Origin of the sequence: Streptomyces sp. NPDC020731 (genome assembly GCF_044334705.1) — a bacterium.
Taxonomy (GTDB): Bacteria; Actinomycetota; Actinomycetes; order Streptomycetales; family Streptomycetaceae; genus Streptomyces.
This window is the reverse complement of sequence record NZ_JBIRTN010000011.1, coordinates 228,164-240,460: the sequence shown is the minus strand read 5'-3', so window position 1 is coordinate 240,460 and position 12,297 is coordinate 228,164. Positions and strand designations below refer to the sequence as shown.

The following is a 12,297-nucleotide window of genomic DNA, read 5'->3' as shown; positions in this document are numbered from 1 at the left end:
CGACGCGTTTGATGCTGTCGATGCCGAGGTCGGCTTCGACGTCCATGGTGAGGTCGAGCATGTCGGCGGGGTAGCCGGTCTTGTCGGCGACGACCTCGAGGAGCACCGAGCGGACCTTGTCGGCGTCCGCGCCGGGAGCCGGAGCCGGAGCCGGGGCCGGAGCCGGAGCCGGGGCGGGGGTCGCCGCCGGTGCCGGCGTCCAGGTCGCGGGCAGGGCGGGGGCGACCGCCGGTTCCGGGAGGGGCGGCAGCGGTGCGGGGAGCGCCGGCTCCTGCGACACGGGGACGGGGACCGCGGCGGGCGCCGGTTCCGTCCAGGCCGGCGCGGTGGAGGTCTCGGCGCCGAGCTCCAGGCCGGCCAGCCGGCCCAGGACCTCGTTGGCCCGGATGTGGGTGCGGCCGATCGCCAGCCCGTGCTCCTTGACCGAGCTGATCCCGGGCAGCACCTGGTCCAGCCTGCCCTCGTCGTCCGCCCGCTCCAGGAGCCGGGACAGGCGCTCGGCGCTCTGCAACTGGCCGTTCAGATACTCGTCGTGGAGGGAGAGATGGTCCGAGATGAGCTCGGTGAGTCGGTCGCTCGGCATGGGTGCGTTCTCCTGGGCGGGGCGAGGGTGGTCCGGTTCCGGAACGACGGCCGGCAGCCGGGAGACGGCGGCTTCGGGAACCGGTTGCGGTGACTGCGGCGCCGGGGGCGCCACGACGGCGGGTGCCGGTGCGGCGACCGGTGCCGGTGCCGCGACCGGTGCCGCGATCCGGTACCCGTTGGCCAGCGCGTCCTGGTAGGCGGCGCGGCGTTCCGGGGACACGTAGTTGATGCCGTTGAGCATCACCGTCATGCCCTTGGTGGGGACCTCCGGCTCCGCCTCGGCCGCGTAGCGGTCGCTCGTGGCCAGGGGCAGGCCCAGCACCGCGAGCCGCGCCACGGCCTGCTTGAGCGTCAGGTCCGCGTCCCGGCCGGGGCCGCCGTCCAGCGACACCGCGGTGTGCGGGCGCCCGCGCAGGATCCTGCCCACCAGTCCGGCGAGCACCGTGCCGGGCCCGAACTCGACGAAGACGCGGAACCCGTCGGCGTACATCTCCTCCACCCGGGCGGCGAACTCCACCGGATGGATCAGCTGCTCGGCGAGCACCCGGCGGTTGCCGGCGACGTCCGGGCCGTAGCCCGCCCCGGAGGTGTTGGCGTAGACCCGGCCGCGCGGCGCCGCCATCTCCGTGGCCTCCACGGCCGTACGGAAGTCGTCCACCGCGTGCGCCACGAACGGGGTGTGGAAGGCGGCGGACACCGGCAGCCGCCGGGCGCGCACACCCGCGCGCTCCGCCGCCTCGAGCAGCAGCTCCACCTCCGCCGTCGCGCCGCCCACCACGATCTGGTCCGGCGCGTTGCGGTTGCAGACCAGCAGGCCGTCCCGCTCCGACAGCAGCTCGGCGACCCGCTCCTCCGGCGCGAACACCGCCGCCATCGTCCCGGTGTCGTCCGCCTGACCGGACGCCGGCGACATGGCGCTGCCGCGGGCCCGCGCCAGCCGGTGCAGGGTGTCCTCGTCGTAGGCCCCGGCCGCGTACAGCGCGGTCAGTTCACCGAAGCTGTGGCCGAGGAAACCCTCGGCCGCGAAACCGAGTTCGGTCAGATACCGGAAGTGGCCCGCGGACAGTGCCCCGATCGCCGGCTGCGCGTAGGCGGTGGCCCGCAGGGCCGCCTCCTGCGCGGCGCGGCCGGCCTCGTCGACGAGGGGCGGCGGGAAGGCCACCCGCGACAGCGGGGTGTCCTCCGGATAGTGGCGGTTGGCGCGGTCGAACGAGGAGCGCAGCGGCGGCAGCGCCAGTACGGCGCTCAGCCCCGGCGCCACGTACTGGCTGCCCTGGCCCGCGAAGAGGGCGCCCACCTTGCCGGTCGCGTCCGCGGAGCGGCGGTAGTGGATGCCCTTCGGATGGGTCCACTCCGGCGCCTCGGCCCGGGACCGCAGCTCACCGAGCGCGATCTCGCGCAGCGTCCGGACGTCGTCCTCGCCGCGGGCGGCGAAGGCGAGGCGGGCGTGCCCCTCGGGCACCGGCCCCCCGTTGGGCGCCTCACCCGCGGCCAGCGCGTCGGCGAGGGCCCCCGGGTCGGGCGCGTGCCACAGGTGCACCCGGGCGACCGGGAACCGCACCGCGACGTCGTCGCCGTCGCCGTACTCCTCCAGGACGGCGTGGAAGTTGGTGCCGCCGAAGCCGAACGCGGAGACCGCGGCGCGGCGGTTCGGCCGCTTCGGGTCGCGGATCCACGGACGGGCGGCGGAGTTGACGTAGAACGGGCTGTCCGGGCCGAAGGAGGCGCCGGCCCGGGTGACGTTGATGGTGGGGGGCAGCACCTTGTGCTGCAGGGCGAGCGCCAGCTTGATCAGCCCGGCCGCTCCCGCGGCCGCCTTGGTGTGCCCGATCTGGGACTTGACGCTGCCGATGGCCGCGTACTCCCGCTCCCCGCCGTCCTTGCCCACCACCTCGGTGAGCGCGCCGATCTCGGTGGCGTCGCCGACCGCCGTGCCGGTGCCGTGCGCCTCGAACAGCTCGATGCTGTCCGGGGAGACGTCCGCGTCCCGGTAGGCGCGGTTCAGCGCCACCATCTGGCCTTCCTTGCGCGGCGCGTAGATGGACTTGAAACGCCCGTCGCTGGAGGTGCCAAGGCCCCGCAGGACCGCGTAGATCCGGTTGCCGTCGCGCTCGGCGTCGGCCAGTCGGCGCAGGGCCAGCATGCCGATGCCCTCACCGATCAGCGTGCCGTCCGCCTCGCTGTCGAAGGGCCGGATGCGGCCCGACTTCGACAGCGCCGGGGTCTTGCTGAAGCACAGGTACATGAAGATCGTGTTCTCGGCGTCGCACCCGCCGGCCAGCATGGTGTCGGCCCGGCCCTCCAGCAGTTCGCTGACGGCGGTGCGGACGGCCCCCAGCGAGCTGGCGCAGGCGGCGTCGATCGTCATGTTGATCCCGCCGAGGTCGAACCGGTTGGCGATCCGGCCGGCGACGACGTTGCCGAGCATGCCGGGGAAGGAGTTCTCCTCCCACGGGGCGTACGCCATGCGGAACTTGGCGGCGATCTCCTCCGCGTCCCGGTCCGAAAGACCGCAGCTCCTGACCACCTCCTTGAGCACCGGGCTCTGCAGGCGGGCGGTGAGGGGCTGGGTCAGCTGGTTGGCGCCGGTGATGCCGAGCACGACACCGGTGCGTGAGGCGTCGTACCACTCCCGGTCCGCTCCCGCGTCCTTCAGCAGGTCGCGGGTGACGACCAGGCTGAGCAGCTGCAGTACGTCGGTGACCTCCAGCGTGTTGGGCGGCAGACCGAACTCGAGCGGGTTGAACGGCACGTCCGGGATGAAGCCGCCGCGCTTGGCGTACGTCTTGTCGGGCGCCGAGGGGTCGGGATCGTAGAACTCGTCGACGTTCCAGTGGGTCGCGGGCACCTCTGTCGTGCAGTCGGCCGCCGCGACGACGTTGGACCAGTACTCCTGGAGGTTGCGCGCCTGCGGATAGAGCGCGGAGAGGCCGACGACGGCGATCGGGTCGCGGGCCAGTCGTCGGTCGAGGGTGCGTTGCTGGGATTCGTTCACGGCGAGGGCCTCCGGGTCGTGACGAGGTGCGCCGGCCGGAGGGATGGCACCAGTCCGGCTATGGCCTGCGAGGCGTCAGGGCGGATCAGCATGGTGTAGTGGTCGCCGGGCACCGAGTGGGCGGTGATCCCGCGGCCGGCCAGCTCCTCCCAGCCGAGCGTCGGGTCCGAGGGGATGAGACTGTCGCCGGCCTTGATCTGGACCAGCGGAACGGTGGCGGGTGCCGGACGGTAGTGAGCCGTCAGCCGGTTGTTGCGCAGCAGCCCCGCCGTGTAGGCCTCGAAGAGCTTGCGTACACCGGGCAACGGTGTGCCGGGCGGCAGCGCGCCCGCGGCGATCGCGTCCTCGAGCAGCAGGGTCAGGGCGGCGTCGGCGTCCGCGCCGTCCGGTACGGGACTCGGACGCACCTGGGCGCCGCGCCGGGCGCCCAGGAACATCGCGAACCAGCGGAGGACGAGCGCGGGGTCGACCTCGTCGCCCTCGGTGTGCTGGTAGGCCTCCGTGGGGGCGATGCTGTCCAGCAGCACCACGCTCCGGGGCCGCTCCCGCGGCTCCAGCCGTTCGGTCAGGCCATGGGCGAGCACGCCGCCGAAGGACCAGCCCACCAGCACGGTGCCGGTGCCGTCCCCGCCGGTGCGGTCGCGGTCGGCGCGGTAGGCGGTGGTCAGCAGGTCGAGGAGGTGGTCGATGGTCAGCCGGGAGCGTTCCGGTGCGAGCGCGGCCTCCCCGTACTCGGGCACCGCGCCCAGGTCCAGTACGGCGAACCCGGTCTCCCGGGGCAGTGCGCCGGACAGGCCGGTCCACAGGCCGACGGGCAGGGCACCGGGGTGCACCGCGTAGACGGTGCCCGCGCCGGGAGCGGCGTCCCGGTGCCGTATCAGCGGCTCCGGCGGTGACGTCGCGTCAGGCCGTCGCGCCATGCCGCGCACTCTCCTCGGCGATGTGCGCAGACAGGGCCTCGATGGTCGGGTGGTACCACAGCGCCGTGGTGCCCAGTTCGAAGCCCAGCCAGCTCTCCATCTCGCCGGCGATGATCAGCGCCTCCGTGCTGTCCATGTCGAGTTCGTCGAAGTACTGGCCCGGAGGAATGGCCGAGGGCTGCTCACCGAGCCGCTCCGCGATTTTCTCGGTCAGCCACTTCTGCACTTCGTCGGCCGTGACCTTGCCCATGACCCGTTCCTTTCTCGTGCCTATACGTACGCGTGCACTCCGGGAGTGTTTTCTCGAAATCCGGAGTGGGCGGGTTTCTGCGGGAGAACAAAGAGCGGTCAGGCCGCCGCTCGCATGTTCGGGAGCGTAGGGAGGCCGACACCCTTCGCGCAACTCAATCGCGAGCGAGGGGAGAGCGCTGAAAAGGACCGGACCGTGGTGCCGAGGACACCACGTTTTCCGAGGTGAGAGGCTTGTGTCGGGTCTCGCTCGGCCGAGGGCCCGGCTCCCTTCCAGGGGCTCCCGCGGGCAGGACCCGACCCAGCCTTGTCCATGGCTCATCCGCCGTGTCAGCGCGCCGTCAGAATCACCTCAGTGCGGCGTCCGACGGCTCTCCTATCGTGAACGGCGTTCCACATGGCACATTTCACGGCCGCTGTCCCGCGCGCTCTTCTCACCGGTGGGAGCTTCCTCGAAAGCGGCCTCCAAAAAAGGGTGACTGCTATTCCGTACATCCCGTGATCGATGCCTTCTCACCGAGAGTGGACAAGGACCGAAATGCCGACCGAGATCGAACAGGTGTGGGCGGTAACGGCTCGCCAGGGGGAACTGCGGGCCATCGACTCCGCTCTGACGGACCGCGGCGGGGTCCTCCTCACCGGTACCACCGGTGTGGGGAAGACACGCCTGCTCGCCGCTTCTCTCCAACGTGCCGCGTCCGAGGGCCGGACCGTCGTGGCGGTCGGCGGGGCGGGCGGTCCCGAGACCGGCTGCGCGGAGAACTTCTGCTCGCTCGCCGAGTGCCTGGACCGGCTGGAGTCCGTACGCCGGCACAGCGATCCCGCGCGGCGCACCGTCGTCGGATTCGACGACGCCCATCTCGTGGACGAGTCCGCCGCCCACCGGCTGTACCGTCTGACCGCCTCCGGGCGGGTGGCGGTCGCCACCACCGCCCGCCGGGACGCCGCGCTGCCCGCCGGGGTGGACAAGCTCTGGGTGGAGCGCCTCGTGGAGCGCCTGGAGGTGCTGCCGTTCGCCCGGGAGGTGGTGAGCTCCATCCTCCGCAGCCGGGTCGGCGGGCCCGTGGACTCCCCGACCCTGGAACGACTGTGGGCCACCACCCGGGGCAACGCCCTGATCCTGCACGAACTCGTCGAGTACGCGCTGACGGACGGCTCGCTGCGCCGCGTCGACGGGCACTGGCACTGGGACGGGCTGCCCGAGCGGCCGCCCGAGCGGCTGGCCGACATCGTCTGCCTCCGGCTGCGTGACCTGACGCCCGAGGAGCAGGAACTGGTGAACGTGTTGGCCGTGGTCGGACAGGTGGAGTACGGGCTGGCCGAGCGGCTCGGACTCGCCCGTGCCGCGGAGACGCTCGACGAACGCGGCCTCGTGCAGATCGAATACAGCGGACGCCGGGTCGGCATCCGGCTGACCGAACCGCTCACCGGGGCGGTCGTGGCGGACCGGATGTCCGGGCTCACCGCCCAGCGGCTGCGGCTGCAGCTCGCCGACGCGATCGAGGCGACCGGTGCGCGGCGCGAGGACGACGTCGTACGGATGGCCACCCTGCGGATGGCGGCCGGCCGAGTCCCGGAACCGGCGGTCCTGCTCGCCGCGGCACGCACGGCGGCCCACCGCCGCGACTTCCCCCTCGCGGAACGCCTGTGCCGCTCGGTACTCGGCGACGCCCCGGCGCCCCGGCCGGGCACCGTGTCCTCGCCGGACGCGCCCGGTGCTGCTCACACGGCCTCGCCGGCCGGGCCCGGCGAGGCGCCGTCCGGTCGGACGACCGCTGACGCGACGGGCGACGCGGCCCGTGCCGCCGTTCCCGCGACAGCGTTGTCCGGTGGGGTGGCGGCCGGCGGTTCGCCGACCGGCGCTTCCGCACCGGTTCCGGCCGGTGAGGTGGTTGTCGGTCGTGGGGCTCACGAGCCGCCGGCCGGCGGCGGCGTCTCCGGGTTGGTGACCGGTGACGGTCACGCGGCTCGCGGGGCATCCGCCGACGATGACGCCACCGTCCCGGCCGGGGAGGTGACGACCGCCGATGCCGCGCGTGCCGCGCTGCTGCTCGGGCGGGCGCTCGCCGGTCAGGGGCGGTACGCGGAGGCCGAGGAGGTCTTCGCGGGTGCCCTCGCCGAGCGGCCGGAGACGACGCTCACGCGCGCGCTGCCGCGCGACGAGTTGATCGCCGCCGTGCGCGACCGGGCCGACAACGCCGCCTGGGGGCTGGGGCGCGGCGCGGACGCCGCCGCCGTCGTGGACGGCCTGCCCGCCGGACTCGGCGCACAGGGCACGGGCGTACGCCACGGCTTCCACGCCGTCCTGGCGCTGCTCGCCGACCGGCCGGACGACGCGGTCCGCACGGGCCGGACCCTCCTGCCGGACGAGCGGCCCGACTCCGCGGTGGTGCAGCACCTGCTGCCCCCCACCGCCTTCGCGCTGAGCGAGCTCGGCCGGCCCGCGGAGGCACTGGCCCTGATCGACCGTCACGCGCACGACCTCGACGGCTGGCACGACGACGCCCGCCTGCGGTGCCTGGTCGTGACGGCGCGCTGCGCCTTCGCCCAGGGCGACCTCGGCCGCGTCGTGGAGGCCCTGGAGGCGACCGGCCGCTTCGCCACCCGGGGCGACGACCTGCGCCAGCTCCAGCTGGCCCTGCTCCGCTCCCGCCTGCTGCGGCTGCTCGGCCGGCCGGCCGAGGCGGTCACCCTGCTGCGCGGCGCCAGCACCCTGCGCGTGCGTCGCGACTGGCTCGGCACGCCCTCCTGGACCCTGGCCCAGCTCGCGGGAGCGCTCGCCGAGGCGGGCAGGCCGACGGAGGCGCTGCAGACGCTGGTCGAGGCCCAGGCCGCACGGCGGGACGCCCCCGCCTACCCGCTGGCCGACGACGCCCTCCTCCTCGAACACGCCGTGGTGCTCGCCCACACCGGGGACCGGTCGGGCGCGGCCTGCCGCGCCCTGGAGGTCGTCCAGCGGGCCGCCGCCCGCCCCGCGACCGCGCTGGCGGCGCTGCACCTGGCCGTGCGGGTCGCGGACGTGCCGCGCGCGGCCGTCCGTGCCGCACGGCTCGCCGCGGGCGCCAACTCGGAGCTGATGCGGCTCCAGGCCGACCACGTCGTCGCGCTGACCCGCGCGGACGGCGAGGCGCTGGAGGACGTCTCGGCCCGCTTCCACACCATGGGCGCGGTCGCGCCGGCGGCCGAGGCGGCGGCACAGGCCGCGGAGACGTACCGCAAGGACGGCCGGCGCCGGGCGAGCCGGCTGGCCCGCGCCGCGAGCGCGCGGCTCCTCGCGGAGTCGGGCTGCGCGCTCGTACCGTGGGCCGCCCCCCAGGAGCACCGGCAGCCGGACCGCACCGCGCCCCTGACCAGCAGGGAGCGCGAGGTCGCCGCGCTCGCCGCCGGCGGACTGTCGAACCGGGACATCGCGGCCCGCCTGGTGGTCTCGGTCCGCACGGTCGAGAACCACCTGTACCGGGTGTACGAGAAGCTCGGCATCACCGCCCGCTCCGACCTGGGCGGCGCCCTGCAGGGCCCGGCCCGCCACGCGCTGGGCCGGGCCGCGTGAGAGACCCGCTGCGGGCAGGGCGTCGCCGCCCTGCCCGCAGCGGGTCAGCCGGCCGCCACCAGGGACGGCGTACGCAAGCCGGCGATCAGCCGGCCGAGTTCGAGGGTCTGCGTGCGGTTCAGCCGGGGATCGCAGGCCGACTCGTAGCGGGACGCGAGGTCGGCGGGGCGCAGGCCCGCGCTCCACACCGCGCCCGAGCCGCCGCCGAGGCACTCGGTCACGTCCGCGCCGGTCATCTCCAGATGGACACCGCCGGGGTGCGTGCCCAGCGCCCGGTGCACCTCGAAGAAGCCGGCGATCTCCTCGTACACGTCGTCGAAGTACCGGGTCTTGCGGCCGTTCACGCGCACGGTGTTGCCGTGCATCGGGTCGCACACCCAGGCCACCGGGACGCCCGCGTCCGCGACCGCGCCGACCAGCTCCGGCAGCACCCGCCGGACCGTGCCCGCGCCGGTCCGCACGATGAACGTCAGCCGGCCGGGCACCGCCCCGGGGTTGAGCGTCCGGGCGAGCCGCAGCAGGTCGTCCGGACGGGCACCGGGGCCGATCTTCACCGCCACCGGGTTGGCGATCCGGGACAGGAACGCGATGTGCGCCCCCTCGGGGTCCCGGGTGCGCTCGCCCGCCCACAGCAGGTGCCCGGAGCCGGCGTACGCGCGTCCCGTGCGGGAGTCCTCCCGGGTCAGCGGGAGTTCGTAGTCCATCAGCAGCGCCTCGTGGGACACGAACACCTCCCGCGCCACCGGTCGCGGCACCGGCTCCGGGCGGTCGGCGACCAGCCGCAGCGTGGTCGCGGCGGCCTCGTACGCCCGCAGCATGCGCCGGGGATCGGGGGTGCGCTCCTCCGCGGTGAAGGCCGCGCCGTTGACCGCGTCGCCGCGGTACGCGGGCAGGGTGCGCCCCTGCACCGTCTCCAACGGGCTGGAGCGCGGCTTGGCGTACTGCCCGGCGAGCCGCCCGACCGTCACCACCGGCATCCCGAAGGCCCTCTCCAGGGTCCCCGCCAGACGCGACAGCGTCTCCACGGTGCCGTGCACCGCGGCCGGCGTGGCCCGTTCGATCATCTCGGCGCAGTCGCCACCCTGGAGCAGGAAGGCCCGCCCACGCGCGACCTCGCCCAGCAGCGCGGCCAGCCGGTCGCTGTCGTGCGGGCCGACGAGCGGGGGCAGGCCCGCCAGTCGCTCCCGGACGCGGGTCACCTCGTCGGGGTCGGGCCACTGCGGCTGCTGCTCGGCCGGACGGACGGCGGCCGGCGGCACGGGGGACTGCGGTACGGACATCACGCCGGGACTCCCTGGTCGGGCGGTGGGCAGACGGGGGCGAGCAGGCCGGTGAGCAGGTCGCCCAGGACACGGTCGCCGTGCCTGGTCATCACCGACGCCGGATGGAACTGCACGGAGCAGAACCCGGGACCGCGCAGCGCGTGCACCTCGTTGCTGAGAGCGTCCCGGGCGACGCGGACCGTGCCGGGGCGCACCGGGGCGCTGGGGAGCTCGTCGGCGCCGGTGACCGCGGTGAACGAGTTGTAGAAGTAGACCAGTTCACGCGCGCCGAACAGGTCGACGGCGCGCTGCACTCCCTGGTTGGGCACCGGGCGGCGGACCAGTTCCAGGCCCAGCGTCCGGCTCAGCACCTGGTGGCCCAGGCAGACGGAGAGGAACGGGGTGTCCTGCTCCAGGAGCTGCCCGGTGACCTCGTACAGGATGTCGATCTTCGCGTGGCCGCGGTCCCGCGGATCACCCGGCCCCGGCCCGACGACGACGAGGTCCGGTCCCTGCAGCGCGTAGTCCTCGTCGTACCGGCGGACCTCCACGTCGCAGCCCAGGGACCGCAGCAGGGTGGCACCCATGGCCGTGAAGTGGTCCTCGGCGTCGATGATCAGGACGCCGAGCCCCTCCAGGGCCGGCCACCGCGTACCGCGCGATCCCGGATCGGTCAGCCAGAACGGCGCCAGCGGCTCGTTGCGCCGGACCAGCGCGTCCCGTACGGACGGCAGTCGGGCCAGACGGTCGCCGCGGCCGCTCGCGGCGGCGGGCGGGGCCGCGTCCTCGTCCTCCGCGCCGGCGACGGCCGCCAGCAGCCCCGCCGCCTTGGCGCGGGTCTCGGCCGCCTCGGCCATCGGGTCGGAGTCGCGCACGAGCGTCGCGCCGACCCCCAGCCGCAGCGCTCCCGCGCGGTCGATGTCCATGGTCCGGATCAGGATCGCCGAGTCCATGGTCCGCTCTCCCGCGCTGCGGCCCACCAGGGCGGCCACCCCGGAGTAGTAGCCGCGTCCCTCGGGCTCGAACCGCGCGATCACCGAGCAGGCGCTCTCCAGCGGACTGCCGGTCACGGTCGGCGCCAGCAGGGTGCGGCGCAGGATCTCGCGCGGGTCGAGGGCGGTGCTGCCCTCGATGAAGTACTCGGTGTGGGCGATGTGCGCCATCATGCGCAGCCGCGGGCCGAGGACCCGGCCGCCGTCCGCGCAGACCGCGCTCATCATCTTCAGCTCCTCGTCGACGACCATGAAGAGCTCGTTGGTCTCCTTGTCGTCGGCGAGGAACTCCAGCAGCCCCTCGGCCTCCGGCCCCTCCTCGGGGTAGCGGTAGGTGCCGCTGATCGGGTTCATCACGGCCCGCCCCCCGTCCAGGGACACGTGCCGCTCCGGACTGGCGCCGACCAGGGTGCGGTCGCCGAGGTGGACCAGGAACGTCCAGTGCTGTCCGGACGTACGGCGCAGCAGCCGGCCGTAGTAGGCCAGCGCGGCCGGCACAGACCAGCCCGCCAGCCGTGCCGAGTAGTCGCGGCGGAGCACGAAGTTGGCGCCCGCCCCGGTGGCGATCTCCTCGTCCAGGACCCGGCGCACGGTGTCGGCGTAGCGGCGGTCGTCCAGATCGAAGCCGCCGTCCTCCAGACGCAGCGGGTGGTCGGCGGACCGGGGGAGGGCGGTGAGCACCTCGGTCAGCGGCACCGACTCCTGCTCGGTGATCCGCAGACCGGCCAGCGGTGTGCCGTCGTCGACGTGGTCGAAGCCCCGCTCGCCGATCTGCCGGTGGGGGACCAGGGCCAGCAGCTCGAACCCGTCGTCGCCGGACTCGTCCAGCGGGAGGCCGGCGAGCGTCCCGTACACGTCCACCGGTCCGGCCAGCACGTCGACGCGGTCCGGCGCCCCCGACTCGGGGCGGTGCAGCAGGGCGAACGGACCGCTGTGCGTGCCGTCCGCGATCCGCCGCAACAGGGATCCCGCGGTCACGACCGTGCCTCCGCGAGCTCGGCGTCGCCCGCCCGGCGCCCGTCCAGCGCGGCCACCAGGCCGCTGGTCGGCAGCACCATCGCGCACCGCGCCGCCATGTAGGACAGCGCCAGCCGGTGATGGCGGCGGGAGAAGTCCGCGGTGGCGTCGCCCGCGACGAAGGTGCGGATGCCGTGCGCGAACCCGTCGGCGGCGGTCAGCAGGACGCCGACGTGGGCGTAGATCCCGCACAGCACCAGCTGGTCGCGGCCCGAGGCGCGCAGCAGACGCAGCAGCTCCCCGCCGTGGTAGGCGCTGGCACGCCACTTGACCAGCACGGTGTCGCCCTCGTCGGGGACCAGCTCGTCGACGACCGCGCGGTCCTCGGGGCGCGCGCTCATGCCGGGACCCCAGAAGTCGGCGAGCAGCCCGCGGTCGTCGGGGCTCATGTCGCCCGGCTGGGCGGTGTAGAGGACCGGGACGCCCGCGCGGACCGCGGCCTCGCGCAACGCGACGGTGTGTCCGACGAGTTCGGTGCGCGGCGACCGGTGCGCGGGCAGTTTCTCCACGAAGAAGCGCTGCATGTCGTGGACGAGCAGCACGGCCCGGTCCGGGTCCAGAACCCACTCGGCGGTGTTCCGCGGCAGTTCGGCGGCGGTGGGCATGGCATGGGGGACGATCTCGGGAACGGCAGCCTGCGTCATGGTGTGCCCTTCTGGGTCTTCGAACGTCTGGGAGCCGGTCCGCGTCCGCCGGCACCACCGGCGGACGCGGACCGGACCACGGC

7 protein-coding genes are annotated in these 12,297 nt (G+C 74.4%); 1 reads left to right on the top strand and 6 read right to left on the bottom strand.

The genetic code is table 11. The features are described from left to right. The 3 genes from ACH4VX_RS19400 to ACH4VX_RS19390 form a co-directional block, all read right to left on the bottom strand. A partial coding sequence (locus ACH4VX_RS19400) for a beta-ketoacyl synthase N-terminal-like domain-containing protein (protein ID WP_398368619.1) occupies positions 1-3,580 on the bottom strand: 3,580 nt, incomplete at its 3' end. Further along, on the bottom strand, positions 3,577-4,500 hold the full coding sequence (locus ACH4VX_RS19395; RefSeq protein ID WP_398368618.1) for a thioesterase domain-containing protein: 924 nt from the start codon (positions 4,498-4,500) through the stop codon (positions 3,577-3,579). The genes ACH4VX_RS19395 and ACH4VX_RS19400, both read right to left, overlap by 4 nt. Beyond that, the gene (locus tag ACH4VX_RS19390; RefSeq protein WP_398368617.1) at positions 4,484-4,750 is read right to left on the bottom strand and encodes an acyl carrier protein; all 267 of its coding nucleotides are present in this window, start codon (positions 4,748-4,750) and stop codon (positions 4,484-4,486) included. The genes ACH4VX_RS19395 and ACH4VX_RS19390 overlap by 17 nt, the downstream gene beginning before the upstream one ends. Before the next feature lie 537 nt (positions 4,751-5,287). On the opposite strand from ACH4VX_RS19390, the gene ACH4VX_RS19385 reads away from it, so the two are divergent. Then, on the top strand, positions 5,288-8,299 hold the full coding sequence (locus ACH4VX_RS19385; RefSeq protein WP_398368616.1) for a LuxR C-terminal-related transcriptional regulator: 3,012 nt from the start codon (positions 5,288-5,290) through the stop codon (positions 8,297-8,299). Between the two features lie 44 nt (positions 8,300-8,343). On the opposite strand, the gene ACH4VX_RS19380 is transcribed toward ACH4VX_RS19385, so the two are convergent. From ACH4VX_RS19380 to ACH4VX_RS19370, 3 genes are read right to left on the bottom strand one after another with little or no spacing between them, the layout of a single operon-like run. Further along, a complete protein-coding gene (locus tag ACH4VX_RS19380; protein ID WP_398368615.1) occupies positions 8,344-9,579 on the bottom strand; it encodes a 3-deoxy-7-phosphoheptulonate synthase in 1,236 nt (411 codons plus the stop codon). Then, positions 9,579-11,531: an anthranilate synthase family protein gene (locus ACH4VX_RS19375; protein WP_398368614.1), complete on the bottom strand. Its 1,953-nt coding sequence runs from the start codon at positions 11,529-11,531 to the stop codon at positions 9,579-9,581. Before ACH4VX_RS19375 ends, ACH4VX_RS19380 begins: the two co-directional genes overlap by 1 nt. Further along, a complete protein-coding gene (locus ACH4VX_RS19370; RefSeq protein WP_398368613.1) occupies positions 11,528-12,214 on the bottom strand; it encodes an isochorismatase family protein in 687 nt (228 codons plus the stop codon). The genes ACH4VX_RS19375 and ACH4VX_RS19370 overlap by 4 nt, the downstream gene beginning before the upstream one ends. Between the last annotated feature and the right edge of the window lie 83 nt (positions 12,215-12,297).